General features: G+C 68.5%; 18 protein-coding genes. 8 read left to right on the forward strand and 10 right to left on the reverse strand.

The annotated features are described in order from the left end of the window. Positions 1-4: 4 nt before the first annotated feature. The gene (locus tag ACEU5R_RS09940; protein ID WP_392410024.1) at positions 5-1,663 is read left to right on the forward strand and encodes a CHAD domain-containing protein; all 1,659 of its coding nucleotides are present in this window, start codon (positions 5-7) and stop codon (positions 1,661-1,663) included. A gap of 97 nt (positions 1,664-1,760) precedes the next feature. Here ACEU5R_RS09940 and ftsY read toward each other — a convergent pair whose 3' ends face one another. Beyond that, positions 1,761-2,855: a signal recognition particle-docking protein FtsY gene (gene ftsY, locus ACEU5R_RS09945; RefSeq protein ID WP_392410054.1), complete on the reverse strand. Its 1,095-nt coding sequence runs from the start codon at positions 2,853-2,855 to the stop codon at positions 1,761-1,763. Positions 2,856-3,234: 379 nt separating this feature from the next. Here ftsY and rsmD point away from each other — a divergent pair, with 379 nt between their 5' ends. From rsmD to ACEU5R_RS09965, 4 genes are all read left to right on the forward strand, one after another. Next, complete coding sequence (gene rsmD / locus ACEU5R_RS09950; RefSeq protein WP_103271060.1) at positions 3,235-3,801, forward strand: 16S rRNA (guanine(966)-N(2))-methyltransferase RsmD; 567 nt, start codon at positions 3,235-3,237, stop codon at positions 3,799-3,801. Between the two features lie 58 nt (positions 3,802-3,859). After that, entirely contained in the window at positions 3,860-4,363 is a 504-nt protein-coding gene (gene coaD, locus ACEU5R_RS09955; RefSeq protein ID WP_103271061.1) for a pantetheine-phosphate adenylyltransferase, read from the forward strand. A gap of 145 nt (positions 4,364-4,508) precedes the next feature. Next, entirely contained in the window at positions 4,509-4,760 is a 252-nt protein-coding gene (locus tag ACEU5R_RS09960; RefSeq protein WP_103271062.1) for a YfhL family 4Fe-4S dicluster ferredoxin, read from the forward strand. After that, entirely contained in the window at positions 4,757-5,977 is a 1,221-nt protein-coding gene (locus ACEU5R_RS09965; RefSeq protein ID WP_392410025.1) for a benzoate/H(+) symporter BenE family transporter, read from the forward strand. The genes ACEU5R_RS09960 and ACEU5R_RS09965 overlap by 4 nt, the downstream gene beginning before the upstream one ends. A gap of 22 nt (positions 5,978-5,999) precedes the next feature. Here ACEU5R_RS09965 and ACEU5R_RS09970 read toward each other — a convergent pair whose 3' ends face one another. From ACEU5R_RS09970 to ACEU5R_RS09985, 4 genes are all read right to left on the reverse strand, one after another. After that, positions 6,000-6,392: an MOSC N-terminal beta barrel domain-containing protein gene (locus ACEU5R_RS09970; RefSeq protein WP_103271064.1), complete on the reverse strand. Its 393-nt coding sequence runs from the start codon at positions 6,390-6,392 to the stop codon at positions 6,000-6,002. Beyond that, a complete protein-coding gene (locus tag ACEU5R_RS09975; RefSeq protein ID WP_392410026.1) occupies positions 6,389-8,884 on the reverse strand; it encodes an AsmA family protein in 2,496 nt (831 codons plus the stop codon). Before ACEU5R_RS09975 ends, ACEU5R_RS09970 begins: the two co-directional genes overlap by 4 nt. A gap of 278 nt (positions 8,885-9,162) precedes the next feature. After that, positions 9,163-9,288, reverse strand: a complete 126-nt coding sequence (locus ACEU5R_RS09980; protein WP_392410027.1) for a hypothetical protein — start codon at positions 9,286-9,288, stop codon at positions 9,163-9,165. Positions 9,289-9,395: 107 nt separating this feature from the next. Continuing rightward, on the reverse strand, positions 9,396-9,995 hold the full coding sequence (locus tag ACEU5R_RS09985) for a helix-turn-helix domain-containing protein (RefSeq protein WP_103271066.1): 600 nt from the start codon (positions 9,993-9,995) through the stop codon (positions 9,396-9,398). Between the two features lie 137 nt (positions 9,996-10,132). Here ACEU5R_RS09985 and ACEU5R_RS09990 point away from each other — a divergent pair, with 137 nt between their 5' ends. The 3 genes from ACEU5R_RS09990 (at position 10,133) to ACEU5R_RS10000 (ending at position 13,059) form a co-directional block, all read left to right on the forward strand. Continuing rightward, complete coding sequence (locus ACEU5R_RS09990; RefSeq protein WP_392410028.1) at positions 10,133-11,035, forward strand: DMT family transporter; 903 nt, start codon at positions 10,133-10,135, stop codon at positions 11,033-11,035. Between the two features lie 69 nt (positions 11,036-11,104). After that, positions 11,105-11,608 carry a DUF2938 domain-containing protein gene (locus ACEU5R_RS09995; protein ID WP_392410029.1) on the forward strand — a complete coding sequence of 168 codons (504 nt, stop codon included), beginning with the start codon at positions 11,105-11,107 and terminating at the stop codon, positions 11,606-11,608. Positions 11,609-11,937: 329 nt separating this feature from the next. Further along, complete coding sequence (locus tag ACEU5R_RS10000; RefSeq protein WP_392410030.1) at positions 11,938-13,059, forward strand: glycosyltransferase family 4 protein; 1,122 nt, start codon at positions 11,938-11,940, stop codon at positions 13,057-13,059. Positions 13,060-13,166: 107 nt separating this feature from the next. Here ACEU5R_RS10000 and ychF read toward each other — a convergent pair whose 3' ends face one another. The 5 genes from ychF to ACEU5R_RS10025 all read right to left on the reverse strand — a co-directional run bounded on the left by ychF (position 13,167) and on the right by ACEU5R_RS10025 (position 17,609). Continuing rightward, positions 13,167-14,258: a redox-regulated ATPase YchF gene (ychF, locus tag ACEU5R_RS10005; protein ID WP_212314181.1), complete on the reverse strand. Its 1,092-nt coding sequence runs from the start codon at positions 14,256-14,258 to the stop codon at positions 13,167-13,169. Between the two features lie 126 nt (positions 14,259-14,384). Continuing rightward, complete coding sequence (locus ACEU5R_RS10010; RefSeq protein ID WP_392410031.1) at positions 14,385-15,161, reverse strand: type II CAAX prenyl endopeptidase Rce1 family protein; 777 nt, start codon at positions 15,159-15,161, stop codon at positions 14,385-14,387. A gap of 59 nt (positions 15,162-15,220) precedes the next feature. After that, positions 15,221-15,817 (reverse strand): aminoacyl-tRNA hydrolase, encoded by a 597-nt coding sequence (gene pth / locus ACEU5R_RS10015; protein ID WP_103271073.1) that lies wholly within the window; start codon positions 15,815-15,817, stop codon positions 15,221-15,223. Positions 15,818-15,913: 96 nt separating this feature from the next. Beyond that, complete coding sequence (locus tag ACEU5R_RS10020) at positions 15,914-16,528, reverse strand: 50S ribosomal protein L25/general stress protein Ctc (RefSeq protein WP_103271074.1); 615 nt, start codon at positions 16,526-16,528, stop codon at positions 15,914-15,916. A gap of 130 nt (positions 16,529-16,658) precedes the next feature. Beyond that, a complete protein-coding gene (locus ACEU5R_RS10025) occupies positions 16,659-17,609 on the reverse strand; it encodes a ribose-phosphate pyrophosphokinase (protein WP_199770925.1) in 951 nt (316 codons plus the stop codon). Positions 17,610-17,651 lie beyond the last annotated feature (42 nt).

Here is a 17,651-nt window from a genome sequence, read left to right on the forward strand (position 1 = left end):
CGCCATGCCGGAACAGGAACTGAAACTGCACGTGCCCGCGGCGTCTCGCCAAGCCGTACAGCGAGAGATCAAGCAGCGCGAAGCCACCCGCATCCGCCTGCATGCCATGTACTTCGATACGCCCGAGCGCGAGCTGGCGCGGGCGCGCATCGCGATCCGCCTGCGGCTGGAAGGCCGCGACTGGGTGCAGACGCTGAAGATGCCCGGCGCCGACGCCATCACCCGCATCGAAATGAATCACCCGCGGCCCGGTCCGGTGCTGGACCTGTCGGTCTATGCCGGCACCGATGTCGAAGCGCCGCTGGCGGCGATCAAGGGCGAGCTGGGCCTGCGCTACGAGACCGACGTGCTGCGCCTGCTGCGCCGCGTGCGCACGCGCCACGGCATGGTCGAGCTGGCCTATGACACCGGCATCCTGCGCGCGGGCACGCTGGAACTGCCCATATCCGAACTGGAATTCGAACTGGTGTCGGGCAAGCCGCGCGCCATCTTCGCCGCTGCCCGAGGCTGGCAACAGCGCCACGCGCTGGTGCTGGACCCGCGCAGCAAGTCCGAGCGCGGCGACGCGCTGGCGCAGCTGGCGCACAAACTGGCAGAGGTCGACGCCGCCGCCGGCGACGACCATCAGGCGCGCCGCGCCGAGGCCATCGCCCGGTTCTGGGCGCCGCGCGGCGCGGCCGCGATCAAGCTGCGCGAGGACATGAGCCCGCCGCAAGCCATGGGCGCCATCGCAGCCGAATGCCTGGACCAGATCGCGCGCAACGCCGCCGTGCTGGCCGAAGTGGACACCGAGGGCGTGTACCGCGCCGGCAATTCCGAACACGTGCACCAGCTGCGCGTGGGCGTGCGCCGCCTGCGTTCGGCCTGGAAGCTGTTCGATGGCTGGATCGCGCCGGTGCCCGACGCCATGCTGCAGCAGGCGCGCGCGCACTTCGCCGCCTTCGGCGCCAACCGCGACCAGGACGTGCTGAACGAAACCGTGGCGCCCGCGCTGGCCCGCGCCGGCATGCCGGTGATCCCCGTGGAATCGACCCCGCCCGAGGAAGACGCCCGGACCATCGCCGGCGGCAAGGCCTTCCAGGCCTGGCTGCTGGACCTGCTGGAATGGAGCCTGGACGTGCCGCCGCCAGCGGCCGCGCCGGACGGCCACGCGATCGCCAACGGCACGCCCACGGACGCCGCGCCCGAGCCGGCCATCCGCCTGGAAGGCGGCGTGCCCGGCGCGCTGGTGCAGCCCACCATCATTCCGCTGCAAGGCGCGGAGCCCGAAACGCCCGGGCTGCAAAAGCAGCTGGCGCGGCGGCTACGCCGCTGGCACGGCAAGGTCGCCGACCAGGGCTTGCAGTTCGCTGCGCTGGACATTCCCGCGCGCCACGAGCTGCGCAAGCGCGGCAAGCGGCTGCGCTACAGCCTGGCCTTCGCCGAATCGCTGCTGCCCGCCGCCAAGCTGCGCGGCTACCGCAAGCTGCTGTCGCGCGTGCAGGACATCCTGGGTGAGATCAACGACCTGGCCGTGGCCAAGGAACACTACGAGGCGTGTACGGCCACGCACCCGCAGGCCTGGTTCGCGCTGGGCTGGATCAGCGCGCGGCTGGAAGAGCTGGCGACGGAAGCGCAGCAGGCTTTCGACGACCTGGCGCATAGCAAGCCGTTCTGGAAGTAAGGCGGACGCAGGTCCGCCGCCACACCGCGTCGCGGATGAAAAACGGGCGTCCTTCGCAGGACGCCCGTGGCGTTTCAAGGCGCGATCACGATCGTGATCAATCGGCCAGCAGCGCCCCGGCGAACTCGTCCGCCACGAAGGGCTGCAAGTCTTCCAGGCTTTCGCCGACGCCGATCCAGTACACCGGCACCGGGCGCACGCCCTGGCTGCCCGCGGCCACGGCGGCCAGCGTGCCACCCTTGGCGGTGCCGTCCAGCTTGGTCACGACCAGGCCGGTCAGGTTGATGGCGGCGTCGAAGGCACGGATCTGGGCCAGCGCGTTCTGGCCGGTATTGCCGTCGACCACCAGCAGCACCTCGTGCGGCGCGGCGGCGTCGGCCTTGCCGATGACGCGGCGGATCTTCTTCAGCTCTTCCATCAGGTGCAGCTGCGTGGGCAGGCGGCCCGCGGTGTCCACCATGACCACGTCAATGCCGCGCGCGCGGCCGGCATTGACCGCGTCGAAGGCCACGGCTGCCGGATCGCCGCCATCCTGCGCGATCACGGTGACGTTGTTGCGGCTGCCCCATTCGATCAGCTGCTCGCGCGCGGCGGCGCGGAACGTGTCGCCCGCCGCCAGCAGCACGCTGGCGCCCTGGCGCTGGAAGGTGTGGGCCAGCTTGCCGATGGACGTGGTCTTGCCCGCGCCGTTGACGCCGGCGATCATCACCACCAGCGGCTTGGCGCCCTTGAGATTGAAGGAACGCTCCAGCGGGCGCAGATGGTCGGCCAGCAGCTGGCGCAGCGCGGCCTTGACCTTGGCGGGGTCCTCGATGCGTTCCTTCTTCACACGCGCGCGCAGCGCGGTGAGCAGCGTCTCGGTGGCCTCCAATCCGGCATCGGCCATAATGAGCGCCGATTCCAGTTCCTCGAACAGGTTCTCGTCGACCTTCACGCCGACAAACAGGCCGCCGATGCTCTGGCCGGTGCGCGACAGGCCCTGCTTGAGCCGGCTCAGCCAGGATGCCTTCTTCGGCGCCTCTTGCGCCGGCGGCGCGGCCTCGGCGACCGGGGCCGGGACGGGCGGCGGCGCGACGGGCGCGACCGCCTGCTCGACGGCCGGAGCGATGATCGGAACAGCGACCGGAGCAACCGCCGGGGCAATTGCCGGCGCCTGGACCGGCGGCGCCTGCGCGGCGATGGGCGGTTCAATGGCGGCGTCAGGCGCCTTGCGCGCATCGGACACCGGAGCAGGCGCGGGCGTGGCCGGCACAGGCGCCGCGGCAGCGGGCAGCGACGGCGCGGGCGTGACGACCGGCGCGGCAGCGGGCGTGTGGGCGGCAGGCGTGTATGCGGCAGGCGCGGATGGCGCCACGGGAGCCGACGACGCGGGCGCTACCGGCGACGCGACCGGCTGTGCGACGGCGCTATGCTGCGTGGAAGCGGGCGCCGGAATGGCGGGCGCGACGGCCGTCTGGGCCGGCGCGGCGGGGATCGCGGGCGCCTGAGCGGCGTCCACGGCCTCCGGCGGCGGCGCGGGCTGAACCGGCGCGGCGGGCGGAGGGGTTTTTTTCTTGAAGAAGCGGCTGAACATGGGTAACAAGTATATTCGTATCGTTGGGGGCCAATATCGGCGCACCCCCATTGCCGTGCCCGACGTGGAGACGTTGCGCCCCACGCCCGACCGGGTGCGCGAGACGCTGTTCAACTGGCTCAATCACCTGTGGGGCGGCGAGTTCTCCGACAAGCAGGTGCTGGACCTGTTCGCCGGCAGCGGCGCGCTGGGCTTCGAGGCGGCCTCGCGCGGCGTGGCGCATGTGCAGATGGTCGAGCGCGACAGGACGGCGGCGTCCGCGCTGCGGACGCTGCGCGACAAACTCAAGGCCGACATGATACGCATCCATGTGGGCGACGCGATGCAGGTCACGGAGCGGATGGATGCGTCCCGATTTGACCTGATCCTGCTCGATCCGCCCTTCGGACAGGGCTGGCTGCCGCGCCTGTGGCCGCTCTTGCCGGGCATCCTGACCGAAAACGGGCTGGTCTATGTCGAGGCCGAAACCCCCGTCGAACCGCCCCCGGGATTCCAGATCCTGCGCCAGGACAAGGCCGGCGCCGTCCACTACCATCTGCTGGAATTTGCTGCATTGCGCAAATAGATCAATAATCCGAGCTTCGGAGGATGGTGTACACCACTTATAACGGTACGGAGCTCGCATGATCATCGCTGTTTATCCCGGCACTTTCGACCCGCTGACCAGAGGACACGAAGACCTGGTCCGCCGCGCCGCCGCGCTTTTCGACAAAGTCGTGGTGGGCATCGCCCACAGCCGCAACAAGAAGCCCTTCTTCAGCATCGACGAGCGCGTCGAGATCGCGCGCGAAGTGCTCGGCCACTATCCCAACGTGGAAGTGCAGAGCTTCGGCGGCCTGCTCAAGGACTTCGTGCGCGACCAGGGCGGCCGCGTGATCGTGCGCGGCCTGCGCGCCGTGTCCGACTTCGAATATGAATTCCAGATGGCCGGCATGAACCGCCACCTGCTGCCGGACGTCGAGACGCTGTTCATGACGCCCTCGGACCAGTACCAGTTCATCTCGGGCACCATCGTGCGCGAAATCGCCCAGCTGGGCGGCGACGTCAGCAAGTTCGTGTTCCCCTCGGTCGAACGCTGGCTCCAGGAAAAGGCCAAGGAACGGCGCGAGCAGTCCTGGCCGGGCTGAACGAACCCGTCCCCGTCATCTCCGGAAGGGCGCCCCAGCGGCGCCCTTTGCGTTGATACGCCCGTCGCCGGCATGGGCATGCCGGGGAGCCCGCGCGGCCCGGCGCTACAATGGGCCAGCCCCCAGCCAGACTCCGCCGCCCATCATGGCCCTGACCATCACCGAAGAATGCATCAATTGCGACGTTTGCGAGCCCCAGTGCCCGAACGACGCGATTTCCATGGGCGACGAGTATTACGTCATTGACCCCGACCGCTGCACCGAATGCGTCGGCCATCATGACGAGCCTCAGTGCAAGGTGGTCTGCCCGGTGGAGTGCATCGAGCTGCATCCGCAGTGGAACGAAGGCCAGGAGCAGCTCATGGCCAAGTACCGCCGCCTGACGGGTGCCGCATGAGCGGCGCCGCCCAGCCAGACTCCGTTCCCTCTCCCCGCCCCCACGCCCGCCGCGATATCTCGGCCTCGGCCATCGCCGCCGGCCTGGTCGCCGTGCTGGTGAGCTTCGGCGGCACCGCCGTGCTGATGGTGCAGGCAGGCCATGCGGCCGGCCTGAACGCCGCCCAGATCGGCTCGTGGATCGGCTCGCTCAGCCTAGTGCTGGGCGCCGGCGGCGCGGCCTACAGCCTGCGCACCGGCCTGCCCGTCGTCATGGCCTGGTCCACGCCCGGAGCGGCCTTGCTGGTGACCGCGCTGGCGGGCGTGCCCTTCAATGAAGCCGTGGGCGCCTTCGTGCTGGCCGCGGCGCTGACGCTGGCCTGTGGCCTGTTCGGCTGGATCGATCCCATCCTGCGCCGCATTCCCGGAGAAATCGCCGCGGCCATGCTGGCCGGCGTGCTGCTCAATTTCGGCATGGGCGTCTTCACCAGCCTGGGCAAGCAGCCCGCGCTGGTGCTGGCCATGTGCGCCGCCTACCTGCTGTGCCGGCGCTGGGCGCCGCGCTACGCCGTGCTGGTGGTGATGGGCGTGGCGGTGGCCGTGGCCGCCGCGCAGGGCCTCATCCAGACCGACCAGCTGAATCTGCACCTGACCGAATTCGTCTGGACCACGCCGGTCTTCAGCGCGCAGGCCGCCATCAGCCTGGGCATTCCGCTGTTCGTGGTGGCCATGGCCTCGCAGAACCTGCCGGGTCTGGCCATCCTGCAGGCCTCCGGCTATCGTCCGCCCGCGTCGCGCCTGGTCGCCGCCACCGGCGTCCTGGGGCTGCTGGCCGCGCCCTTTGGCGCGCACAGCGTCACGCTGGGCGCGATCAGCGCCGCCATCTGCACCGGCCCCGAGGCGCATCCCGATCCGTCCAAGCGCTACATCGCCGCCGCCACCTACGGCCTGTCGTACTTCGCGCTGAGCATCGTGGCCGGCGCCGTGGCCGTGTTCTTCCAGGCGCTGCCCGCGGCGCTGCTGGCCGCGCTGGCGGGCCTGGCGCTGCTGGGCACCATCATGGGCGGCATGGCCACCGCCATGGCCAATCCGGCGCGGCGCGAGGCCGCGCTGATCACGCTGCTGGCAACCGCCTCGGGCTTCAGTTTCTGGGGCATCGGTTCGGCCTTCTGGGGCCTGGTCGCGGGCCTGCTGGCACACACCCTGTTTGAGTACAAGCAGCGCAAACCGGCCGTGTAAAACGTGCCGGCTTGCACGCGCCTCAAGCAGCGGGCCAGGCGGACACCGGCGTGTCCGGATGCACTTTCATGATGCGGCAGGGCACCTGCACGAAGTTCGAGATCCAGGCCGCGGCCAGCTCGCCCTCGTCCACCACGTCGATGACCTGCTCGCCGACCCGCATGCTGTAGCGCACGCTGTCGTCGTCCTCGATCACGTCCAGCGGGATGTCCATGCGCAGCATGCCGGGCGCCTTCAGCACCAGGTAGCCCATGCGCAGCTCGACCGACACCTCGGCCAGGCGCGGGCACAGCTCGCGGTTGAGCCATTGCCCCGAATCGTTGGCCACCAGCCATTGCCGGTGATAGGGCGCGGCCTCGGGCTGCGCGGTCAGGCCGCACTCGGCGACGGGCTGATGCTGCGGCGCGTCGCTCATCGTCCCAGCAGGCCCTTGAGCGCCTTGTCCACGGCCGCGCCGCCCTTGCCCTTGCCTGTGACGGCGTCGCGCAGCTTGTTCTCCAGGCTGCGCTTGAGAATGCCGCCGATGGCTTCCTTCCACAGCACGGTATAGGACGGCTTGTCGAACGTGCCCCGGACGTGAACTGGAATGGTCACGTCCTTCAGGTCGATCAGTTCCTTGCCTTCCTCGCTGGCCGACGGATTGACGACGCGCGCGCGCGCCACCAGGTCCAGCTCGTTGCGGACAAAATCGATGGAAGCCGGCTCGCCCTGCGTCACGCGCAGCAGCGGCGAAACGAAGTTCAGGCGCTTGACGGCGGCGACGCCCTTGGTGAAGGCCAGGTCGGCGTCCATCTCGGAAAACTCGGTCTGTTTGCTGCTGTCGGCGGCCACGGTGTGGTCCTGCGCATCGGGCGAGATGACCGCCTTGAGCTCGCGCAACGTCTGGGTCAGGTTGATGCCCTTGACCGCGCCGTCGCGCAGGCGCAGCTGCAGCGTGCCGCCCAGTCCGCTCTTCATGGCGTAGGCGTTGGCGCCCGCGGTCTTCAGGTCCAGCGCCAGGCTGCCCGTGCCGCTGAGCACGTTCTTCTGCGCCAGGTCCATCAGCAGCGGCTCGATCGCGATGCCCGCCAGCGACAGCTTGGTGGCGATCTGATTGCCCTGCGCCGCATCCAGGCTCAAGGTGCCGGCCAGCTTGCCGCCGTACAGCCCGGCGGTCAGGCTGGATACGTCCAGCTTGCCCTTATCCAGCTTCGCCGTGGCGGCCACGTCGTCGGCCTTCAGGCCGCGCACCACCAGCTTGCCGATCTTGAGCGTGCCGTTGACGCTGGGACCGACCAGGGCCGACAGGTTGATATTGTCGTCGGCGGCCGGCGCGGGGGCCGGCTGCGCGGGCTTGGATTCGTCCTTCTTGCCTTCGGCCGGCGCCTTGGCGGGCGCGGCCGCGGCCGGCGGCGCCAGCTTGTCCAGGTCCAGCGTGTCCACGGCCAGCGCGACATTGACCAGCGGCGTGTCGCGCAGCTTGCTGATGTCGGCGCTCAGGTCGAACTTGCCGCCTTCGAGCACGGCGTTGATCTTGGTGCTGGCCTGATCCTTGAGCAGATCCACGTTCAGGCTGCCGATGACCGGGATCTGCAGGCTGCCCTTGGGCAGGCCGGGATCGGTGATGTTGACGTCGCCACGCAGCCCGGACAGGCCGCCGCTGCGCTGGAGCAGGTTCAGCGACAGCGGCGAGGCGAAGTTCAGCTTGACGATGCGCTCGCCGCTCTTGGACGTGCTGTCCAGCTTGGCTTCCTTGATGTCCAGCTCGCCGGCGTTGCCGCTGATGCCGTTCAGGCCGAAGCTGGCGTCCAGGCCGCCCACGCGCACGCGGCCGGTCAGGGCCTCGCCAGTGGCGGATGCCGGGGAAATATTGAGCGCGGGCGCGTCAACAGCGAATTCAAACGGGCCGTCGGCCAGGCCGCCCTTGGCGCGCACGGCCAGCTTCTCGATCTGCAGCTGGCTCTTGTGCGGATCCATGGACAGCTTGGGCACGGCCACGCTGGCTTCGACATTGGTCGCGCGCGCGGCCGGATCGGTGATCTCGCCCTGGAACAGCACTTCCAGCGCGGACAGGTCCAACGCCGACTTCTGGCCGTTGAACGCCAGATTGCCGCGCATGGACAGGCTCTTGGCCTCGGCGCCGGGCAGCTTGCCATCGACCCGCAGATCCAGCTTCTGCGCGGCATAGCGCTTGGCCGAAGGATCGAGCGTCAGCAGCGCCTGACCGGTCAGGTTGGCGTCCACCCGCGGATTGCCGCCTTCGAGCTTGGCGGTCAGGCGCACGTCGAAAGGCTGATTGAAGGTGACGCGGCCGGTATTGGCGTTGATGCGCGTCACCGCCACGGCCATGCCCGAGATGGCGTCCTGCAGCTGCACCTCGCCGTCCTTCAGGTCCAGGCCGGCGATATCGATCTGCATGTTGCTGCCCGACGACGGCAGGGTGCCGCTGGTGACGGCCTGCGCGGCGGTCTGGGCCGCGCCCGCGATGGCCTCGGCCGGATTGGCCGGCGCGGTCACCACCGGCGCGGCGCCGCCCACCAGGTTGCTGAAGTTGAACTGGCCGTCCTTGCCGCGGATCACGCGCGCCTTCAGGCCGCTGATGGCGACGTGGTCCACCACGAAGCTGTTGGACAGCAGCGGCCACACCGCCACCGCCAGGCGCGTGCTGTCGATCGACGCGAAGGTTTCCTTGCTGCCTGCCTCGGACAGCGACACGCCCTGCACGGCCAGGCCGATACGCGGGAACAGCGAGAGCTCGATCTCGCCGTCGATGGTCAGGGTGCGGTCATAGCGTTCCTTGACAAGCTCTTCCAGCTTGTACTTGTACGCATTGGGATCGAATGTCAGCAAGAAGATGGCCAGGCCAACGACGGCCACGACAACCAACACTACCAGGCCTATCAATATGCGCTTGAACCACGTTTTCATTGCTGCCCCGTCGGTACCTCGACTGGAAATCCCTATGATGCCGCGCTGCCGCGCGGCGCTGGCGCTTCGCCGGCGGCCGGGCCGCGGGCGTTTTGAAATCCATTTGCCTTCGGCGGCAAATCCCCTCGCCGGCCAGATCCGCGGCGCGGCGCCGGAGAAGAAGCGTGCTTGAAGGAAAAGCCTGCGGAAAGCGCCGGCGACGCCGGCATGCAGATATCGCTATCGTAACAAATCGGAGACCGCGTGCCAGCGTCATACGCGCGTCTCGGCCATCGCGGCTAGTCCTCGATCGGCTGGTCCTGCGCCAACGGCGCGCGCGCCACGGGCGCCCAGGCGCTGGACAGGCAGGTCACCACGCCGAATGCCGCCCCCACCAACGCAATCCGTATCGCCCACGACTTCATGGCCCGCTCCTTCCACCTCTTGGCGACAAGACTATAGGCAAGACACGGGGCTCAGTCTGCGGGAAGATTCTTAAAGCGAGGATCATCCTCAAGACAAGTTCAAACGCTCAGCCGTGCTCCAGCAGCATCACAGCCACGGTGTCGGGCGCCAGCGCCTCGAACACATGCGGCACGTCGGCCGCATGGCGGATGTAATCGCCCGGCGCCAGCTCCACCTCCTGCCCCAGCGGCCCGATCCGCGCGCGACCGCTCGCCAGGATCACATGCTCGATCATGCCCGGGCCATGCGGCTTGGACAGCCGCGCTTCGCCGGGCTGCGCCCGCACCCGGTACACATCACGCTGCGCGCCCGCGGGGCAGGCGGCCAGCAGCGTGGCCGCATAGTTGCCCTGCTCGGACACGGCGGCAACGCCTTCGTGCGCGCGAATGACCTGCACCCTGGCCTGGGCCTCGCCGATCAGCCGGCTGACCTGCACATCCAGCGCCATCGCCAGCGCCCACAGCGTTTCCAGGCTGGGATTGCCCGTGCCCGACTCCAGCTGCGACAAGGTGGATTTGGCCAGCCCGGCGCGCCGGGCCAGTTCGGCAAGCGACATGCCGGCGCGTTCGCGCTCGCGGCGCAGCGCGGTCGCCAGCAGGCCGATGGGGGCCGGCGACGCGGCGTTGCTGGCTGCGGAATCCGCTCTGGGAGAAGGTTGCTGGCGCATGTTGCAGGTCCGATCCATGACAGGCCCGCTTGTTTTTCGCGGACCCGAACGTTCGACTTGACGAACGATATTAAATATATGTTCACTATATCAATCCATCGTTCGATATGAAAGGCCGGCGCCAGCCACGACGACTCATGCCCATCACCGACAACACCCGAGGCGCCCTGCAAATGACGGCCGCGATGATCATTTCCGGCACCGTCGGCTGGTTCGTGCTGGCGGCCGGCGTATCGCCGCGCGCCGCGGTGTTCTGGCGCTGCCTGTTCGGCGCGCTGGCCATGCTGGCCGTCTGCGGCTGGCTGGGGCAATTGCGGCCGGGCCTGCTGAGCCGCCGCCAGGCTGGCCTGTGCGTGCTGGGCGGCGTGGCGCTGGCGCTGAACTGGACGCTGCTGTTCGGCGCCTACGGCCACGCGTCCATCTCGGTCGCCACCATCGTCTATCACACGCAGCCCTTCATGCTGGTCGCGCTGGGCGCGTTGTGCTTCAAGGAGAAACCGGGCGCGCGCAAGCTCGCCTGCCTGGCGCTGGCCTTCGGCGGCCTGGCGGCCATCGTCGCGGGCCGGCCGGCAGCGGCTTTGCATGCGGGCGGCTCGTTCGCCACCGGCGTCGCGCTGGCCCTGGGCGCCGCGTTCTTCTACGCGATCGCCGCCATCATCGCCAAGGGCTTGAAGGGCGTGCCGCCGCATCTGATCGTGCTGATCCAGCTTCTCATCGGCGCGGCGCTGATGTCGCCCTCGGCCGCCCTGCCCGACCAGCCGCGCGCCTGGGGCCTGCTTGTCGCGATCGGCGTGGTCCACACCGGCCTGATGTCGACGCTGCTCTACAGCGCGCTGCAAAAGACCGCGACCAGCCTCATCGGCGTGCTGTCCTTCATCTACCCCATCGTCGCGATGCTGGTGGACGCGCTGGCGTTCGATCAGCGCATGAACGCCATCCAGATCGCCGGGGCGGCGCTGATCCTGTTGAGCGCCGCGGCGATGAACCGGCCGGCGCGCGCCAACGGTCCGGCCGAAGCCGACGTTGACAGGTCGTCTTGATATTTAATATCATTCAATTAATTTATTGAATGAATGGCGCTTTCATATCCTGCCACGCGCCCCGAGACCATGACCATCGATTCCGATTTCCTCGTCCGCATCCTGCTGATCGGCGCCGGCGCCACGCTGGTCATGGACGCCTGGGCGCTGTTCATCAAGCGCTGCTTCAACATCCCCGGCCTGAACTACGCCATGGTAGGCCGCTGGATCGGCCATCTGCCGCGCGGACGGTTTATCCACCCGAACATCGGCAAGGCCGAACCGGTCGCGGCGGAAGCCGCCATCGGCTGGATCGCGCACTACGCCATCGGCGTCGTCTTCGCGGCCCTGCTGCTGCGCATCGCCGGACCGCAATGGGCGCAGCACCCGACCTTCCTGCCCGCGCTGCTGGTCGGCATCGGCACGGTGGCCGCGCCCTTCTTCATCCTGCAGCCCGGCATGGGCGCGGGCATCGCCGCATCCAGGACGCCCAACCCGCCGGTAGCGCGGCTGCGCAGCCTGATGGCGCACGCGTCCTTCGGCGTCGGACTGTATCTGGCGGGACTGGCCTGCCGGGCGGCGCTGGCGTCCTGATCCGTCGCCCGTCACGCGCAACGCGACTGAACGCGCCCCGCCACTCCACGCGCGAATCCACAGGCCGCGCTTGCGAGTCTCATGCCGGCCCGCCAGCGCGGGCCGTCTTTACATTTCCCGAAAAGCCCCTAGAATCCAGCCACGCGCCGCTACCCGGGCGGCAGGACGCGGCCAAGCCGCAGGCACGGCTCCAGGGCCGCGCCCAGCGCCACCGCCCCCGCCCGCTGGCCACGCGGCGCGAACGGCCCGCGCGCCACGCCACGGCCTCTCCAGCGCTTCCAGCCGGATTGGCCTCCAGCAAGGCGCGCCCTCCCTCTTTTTCGACCCTCATGCATATCTTGCACACCCTGGCCGGCTCCCATCTGGGCGGCATGGAATTCCGCGTCCTGGAACAGGCGCAGTGGCTCAAGGAGCAAGGACATGTCGTGGCCATCGCCGCGCCGCCCGGCAGCGAGACGCTGAAGGCGGCGCACGAGCGCTCGCTGGAAGCCGTGGGCATCGACTTCGAATCCGCTTACTCGCCGTCCACCGTGCTGGGGCTGCGCCGGCTGGTCAAGCGCCTGCGCATCGAGGTCATCGACGCCCACAGCCGCGCGGACGGCAAGACCAGCGCGCTGTGCCAGGACCTGTGCGCCGTCGTGCGCACCCGCCATTTCGCCAAGTACCTGCGCACCAGCCTGCGCAAACGCCTGGAATGGCGCGTCGGCTGCCATCACGTCATCGCCACCAGCGGCGAAGGCCGCAACGACATCGTGTCAGCCGGCTTCGCGCCGGCCGAGCGCGTCAGCGTGGTCGGCGAATGGGCCGACCAGCGTTTCTTCCTGGACGTGGACAAGGCCGCGCTGCGCCAGCGCATGCGCGCCGAACTCGGGCTGGACGCCGACGCCTTCGTGGTCGCCACCATCGGCATGCTGCGCCCGGAAAAGCGCCAGGACGACCTGCTCCGCGTGGTCCAGCAACTGCGCCAGCGCGCGATCCCCGCCATCGCGCTGGTGGTCGGCACGCCCACCGCCGAGAAGGCCGCCTTCGGCCCCCGGCTGCGCGCGCTGGCCGATGAACTGGGCATCGCGGCCCATACCGTGTTCGCCGGCCATCGCGGCGACATCGACCAGGTGATCCACGCCGCCGACGCGCTGCTGGTGCCCTCGTCCAACGAGGCCTGGTCGCGCGTCGTGCCCGAAGCCTTCGCCGCCGGTTGCCCGGTGGTGGTCAGCAATGTGGGCGGACTGCCCGAGATCGTGAAGCCGGACGCGACCGGCTGGCTGGCCGAGCCGGGCGACGTGGCCGGATTCACCGGGCATGTGGCCGGCATCTGGAGCGATCCCGCACGGGCGCGTCGGGTCGTGGAGCAGGCGCGCGTCTTCGCCGAAGACAACTTCCAGCTGGGGCGCAAGATGGATGAGACGCTGCGGGCGTATGAAGTGGCGATCAGGCGCAAGCGCGGGCGCTGAGGCGCGATGAGGCGCTATGAAAAAAAGCCGAGGCCCGCCAGATGGTGGGTCTCGGCTTTTGCCGCTGGGCGCATCCGTTCCGTGGGAAGCGGGTGCGCGGGCCGGGATCAGACGTTGAACAGGAAGTTCATCACATCGCCGTCCTGCACGATGTATTCCTTGCCTTCGGCGCGCATCTTGCCGGCTTCCTTGGCGCCCTGTTCGCCCTTGTAGGCGATGTAGTCCTCGTAGGCGATGGTCTGCGCGCGGATGAAGCCGCGTTCGAAGTCGGTGTGGATCACGCCGGCGGCCTGGGGCGCGGTGGCGCCGATCGGCACGGTCCAGGCGCGCACTTCCTTCACGCCTGCGGTGAAGTAGGTTTGCAGGCCCAGCAACTTGAAGGCGGCGCGGATCAGGCGGTTCAGGCCCGGCTCTTCCATGCCCATGTCGCTCAGGAAGGCCTGGCGGTCGGCGTCGTCCAGGTCGACGATCTCGGACTCGATGGCGGCGCAGATGGCGACCACGGGCGCGTTGCGCTTGGCGGCGAACTCGGTCAGGCGGTCCAGCAGCGGGTTGTTGGTGAAACCGTCGTCGGCCACGTTGCCCACGTACATCGCGCGCTTGGCGGTGATGAAGCAGAGCTGGGCGATGTCGGCCTTTTCTTCGGTCGTCAGGTCCAGCGCGCGGATGGGCTTGGCTTCGTTCAGCTGGGCCACGCATTTTTCCAGCACGGCCACGATGCGCTGCGATTCCTTGTCGCCGGAACGCGCGGTCTTCTGGTGGCGTTGCAGGGCCTTCTCGGCGGTCTGCAGGTCGGCCAGCGCCAGCTCGGTCTCGATGACCTCGATGTCGGCGATGGGGTCGACCTTGCCGGCGACGTGGATCACGTTCGGGTCTTCAAAGCAGCGCACCACGTTGACGATGGCGTCGGTCTCGCGGATGTGCGAGAGGAACTGGTTGCCCAGGCCTTCGCCCTTGCTCGCGCCGGCCACCAGGCCGGCGATGTCCACGAACTCGACCGTGGCCGACAGGATGCGCTCGGGCTTGACGATCTCGGCCAGCTTCTGCAGGCGCGGATCCGGCACTTCCACGACGCCCACGTTGGGCTCGATGGTGCAGAACGGATAGTTCTCGGCGGCGATGCCGGCGCGGGTCAGAGCGTTGAAAAGCGTCGATTTGCCGACATTGGGCAGGCCGACGATGCCGCATTGCAGAGCCATGGGAATCCTGTGTAGGTACGGTATTGATCGTTAACGTTCTAGTTTACCCCGGCCCTGCGTCAGGCATATGGGGACGCGGCAGCCTGGCCGGCGGGCGCGCGGGCCTGCTTGCGGCGACATGCCACGCTAGGTGGCCGCCCCCGGCACCCAGCGCATCACCGCCCAGATCAGCACGATCGGCCCCGCGTTGAAAACGGCGTGCAGCGCGATGGCCGCGCCGATACCCCTGCGCACCCGCATCCAGCCCAGCGCCAGACCCGTGAGCCATTGCGGCAGCACCAGCAGGGGCAGCAGCCAGTACGGCGTCTTGCTGAAGACGAAATTGCTCAGGTGCACGGCGGCGAAGGTCAGCGTGGCCAGATGGAACACCAGACCGAAGTGCTTCAGGTAATAGCGACGCCAGGTCGTATCCCAGCCTTGCAGCGGCTGCGCGCGCCGGATCAACGCCCAGACGGCCAGCAACAGGAACGCGGCCAGCAGCAGCCCGGTCCAGATGCGCGGCCCCCACAGCACCACGGGCACCAGCGCCGGGCACAGCCACAGCGCCTGCCTGGGCCGTCGCAGGCCGTAGCGGAACAGCATTTCCTCGACCAGCGGCGCCCAGATGATGGCGGTCAGCCAGGGGATGTTGGTGGGATCCAGCCTATGCGTGGCGCCCGCGAGTCCGGCGGCGGCGACCGCCACCGGTCCCAGCGCGAACAGGTTCACGCACCACAGCAGCAGCGCCCAGGCCAGCAGCCGGCCGGGGCGCACGCCGAGCCAGAAATCGCGCCACACGCCGCCGCCCGGTCCGCGCCCCGGCAGCCGCGCAGGGCGCGGCCGGCGGATGAAGCGCCAGAAATCGACCAGTTCGTCGCGAAAACGCATCTTGCGGGGAGTGGACACGACAGGCTGGGCGGACATGTGCATTTCAACGATTCAAGGTGCGGGCCCATCGCCCGCAACGGACGGCTACAACCCCTTTAGGCATCGTTGCCGCTGTGAAGTTGCCGCGTCGCCAGCGGAAAATCGCCGGCCAGCATCGCCGGCACCACGGCGCGGCAGCGGTCGATGACGGCTTCGATCGCCGTCTGCTCTTCGCGGCGCGGCGGGTGCAGGACGAAGTCCGCGACCTGCTGCGCCAGCCCCAGCGTGCGCGGATGGCCGATGCCGATGCGCAGGCGCCAGAAGTTGGGGCTGCCCAGCGCCGCCTGGATGTCCTTCAGGCCGTTGTGGCCGGCGTGCCCGCCGCCCTGCTTGAGTTTCACCTGGCCGGGCATGAGGTCCAGCTCGTCATGCAGCACCAGCACGGCCTCGGGCGCGAGCTTGTAGAAGCGCGCCAGCGCGCCGACCGCCTGGCCGGAACGGTTCATGTAGGTGTTGGGCTTGAGCAGCAGCACGTTGTCCGCGCCCAGCCGGGCCTTGGCGACCATGCCGAAGAACGACTTCTCCAGCGCGAAGGACGCGCGCAGATCATCGGCCAGGTGATCGGCCAGCCAGAAGCCGGCGTTGTGCCGGGTGGTTTCGTAGTCGGGGCCGGGATTGCCCAGCCCGACGATGAGGCGTATGGGAGTAGACATGATGGGGGTGTTTAAACCAAAAAACCCTGCGCATGCAAATGCACGCGCAGGGTTTCGGCGTCAGCCTTGCGCAAGCCCGAGGGCTCGCGGCCTGGCTTAGGCGGCCGGAGCGGCTTCGGCGGCGTCGTCAGCGGCGGCAGCGCCGCCCTTGACCACGGCAGCGGCCAGCAGCGGGTTCGGCTCGCCACCGTGCGGGACGTAGGTCACGCCCTTGGGCAGCTTGATATCGGCCAGGTGGACCGACGCGCCGGGCAGCAGGTCCTTCAGGTCGATTTCGATGAACTGCGGCAGGGCGGCCGGCAGGCAGGTGATTTCCAGCTCGGTCAGCACGTGGCTGATGATCGCGCCGCTCAGCTTGACGGCCGGCGAGACTTCAGCGTTCAGGAAGTGCAGCGGCACCTTGGTGTGCAGGGCCTGGTTGGCGTCCACGCGCTGGAAGTCCACGTGCAGGACTTGCGGCTTGTAGGCGTGCCATTGAACCGAACGCAGCAGGACTTGCTCTTCCTTGGCCGCGCCTTCCAGCGCCATTTGCAGGATGGAAGCGTGGAACTCTTCCTTGCGCAGGGCGTGGTAGATCTCGTTGTGGTCGAGTTCGATGTTCAGGGGGGCAGCCGTACCGCCATAAACGATGGCGGGAACGCGGCCCGCGCGGCGCAGGCGGCGGCTCGCACTCGAACCCTGGACGCTACGCGCAGTGGCATTGAATTTCATGGAAAACTCCAAAAGCAAAAAATGGCGAAACGGGTTCGCCGGTTGTGTTCACGGCGCACAAGATGCGCGCCGTGTTTTTCGCGTCCTGCCGCGACCAGCAAGACGCAAATCCGGATAATGCCGACGGGCCTCAGTCGACGAACAGCGAGCTGACCGATTCGGCGTTCGAGATACGCAGGATGGTCTCGCCCAGCAGCGCCGCGCAGGACAGCTGGCGGATCTTGCCGCTGGCCTGGCCTTCTTCGGACAGCGGGATGGTGTCGGTGACGACCAGCTCGTCCAGGGCCGAGCCCTCGATGCGCTCGATCGCGCCGCCCGACAGCACGGGGTGCGTGCAATACGCGTAGACGGCGCCAGCGCCGCGGTCCTTCAGGGCCTGGGCCGCCTTGCACAGCGTGCCGGCGGTGTCGACCATGTCGTCCATGATGATGCAGGTGCGGCCGTCGACTTCACCGATGATGTTCATCACTTCCGACACGTTGGCGCGCGGACGACGCTTGTCGATGATGGCCAGGTCGGCTTCGAGTTGCTTGGCCAGCGCGCGGGCCCGCACCACGCCGCCGATGTCCGGGGACACGACGACCAGGTTCGAGAAGTTGCGGCGCCAGATGTCGCCCAGCAGGATCGGACCCGCGTAGATGTTGTCCACGGGGATGTCGAAGAAGCCCTGGATCTGGTCGGCGTGCAGGTCCATCGTCAGGACCCGGTCCACGCCGGCCACTTGCAGCATGTTGGCCACGACCTTGGCCGAGATCGCGACGCGCGCCGAGCGCGGGCGGCGGTCCTGGCGGGCGTAGCCGAAATAGGGAATGGCGGCGGTGATGCGACCGGCCGAGGCGCGGCGCAGGGCATCGACCATCACCATGATTTCCATCAGGTTGTCGTTGGTGGGCGCACAGGTGGGCTGCAGGACGAAGACGTCCTTGCCGCGCACGTTCTCGTTGATCTCGACCATCACCTCGCCGTCCGAGAAGCGACCCACGGTCATCTTGCCCAGGGACATGTCGAGGTGGTTGACTACGTCCACGGCCAGCCGAGTATTGGCGGTGCCCGTGAAGATCATGAAACTATCGTTTGCCATGATGGATGATGCGATGGTCGTTTGAAACAGACGCGAACGGGG

Origin of the sequence: Achromobacter sp. 413638, from assembly GCF_043119405.1 — a bacterium.
GTDB lineage: Bacteria > Pseudomonadota > Gammaproteobacteria > Burkholderiales > Burkholderiaceae_B > Achromobacter.

What these genes read in the sequence shown, in the direction of transcription:
- ACEU5R_RS10020 (WP_103271074.1), bottom strand. Translation starts at nt 16,528, where the DNA reads ATGAAATTCAATGCCACTGCGCGTAGCGTCCAGGGTTCGAGTGCGAGC.
- ACEU5R_RS10025 (WP_199770925.1), bottom strand. Translation starts at nt 17,609, where the DNA reads ATGGCAAACGATAGTTTCATGATCTTCACGGGCACCGCCAATACTCGG.
- ychF (WP_212314181.1), bottom strand. Translation starts at nt 14,258, where the DNA reads ATGGCTCTGCAATGCGGCATCGTCGGCCTGCCCAATGTCGGCAAATCG.
- ACEU5R_RS09995 (WP_392410029.1), top strand. Translation starts at nt 11,105, where the DNA reads ATGACCATCGATTCCGATTTCCTCGTCCGCATCCTGCTGATCGGCGCC.
- coaD (WP_103271061.1), top strand. Translation starts at nt 3,860, where the DNA reads ATGATCATCGCTGTTTATCCCGGCACTTTCGACCCGCTGACCAGAGGA.
- pth (WP_103271073.1), bottom strand. Translation starts at nt 15,817, where the DNA reads ATGTCTACTCCCATACGCCTCATCGTCGGGCTGGGCAATCCCGGCCCC.
- ACEU5R_RS09975 (WP_392410026.1), bottom strand. Translation starts at nt 8,884, where the DNA reads ATGAAAACGTGGTTCAAGCGCATATTGATAGGCCTGGTAGTGTTGGTT.
- ACEU5R_RS09940 (WP_392410024.1), top strand. Translation starts at nt 5, where the DNA reads ATGCCGGAACAGGAACTGAAACTGCACGTGCCCGCGGCGTCTCGCCAA.
- ACEU5R_RS10000 (WP_392410030.1), top strand. Translation starts at nt 11,938, where the DNA reads ATGCATATCTTGCACACCCTGGCCGGCTCCCATCTGGGCGGCATGGAA.
- rsmD (WP_103271060.1), top strand. Translation starts at nt 3,235, where the DNA reads ATGGGTAACAAGTATATTCGTATCGTTGGGGGCCAATATCGGCGCACC.
- ACEU5R_RS09960 (WP_103271062.1), top strand. Translation starts at nt 4,509, where the DNA reads ATGGCCCTGACCATCACCGAAGAATGCATCAATTGCGACGTTTGCGAG.
- ACEU5R_RS09980 (WP_392410027.1), bottom strand. Translation starts at nt 9,288, where the DNA reads ATGAAGTCGTGGGCGATACGGATTGCGTTGGTGGGGGCGGCATTCGGC.
- ACEU5R_RS09965 (WP_392410025.1), top strand. Translation starts at nt 4,757, where the DNA reads ATGAGCGGCGCCGCCCAGCCAGACTCCGTTCCCTCTCCCCGCCCCCAC.
- ACEU5R_RS09985 (WP_103271066.1), bottom strand. Translation starts at nt 9,995, where the DNA reads ATGCGCCAGCAACCTTCTCCCAGAGCGGATTCCGCAGCCAGCAACGCC.
- ACEU5R_RS10010 (WP_392410031.1), bottom strand. Translation starts at nt 15,161, where the DNA reads ATGTCCGCCCAGCCTGTCGTGTCCACTCCCCGCAAGATGCGTTTTCGC.
- ACEU5R_RS09970 (WP_103271064.1), bottom strand. Translation starts at nt 6,392, where the DNA reads ATGAGCGACGCGCCGCAGCATCAGCCCGTCGCCGAGTGCGGCCTGACC.
- ACEU5R_RS09990 (WP_392410028.1), top strand. Translation starts at nt 10,133, where the DNA reads ATGCCCATCACCGACAACACCCGAGGCGCCCTGCAAATGACGGCCGCG.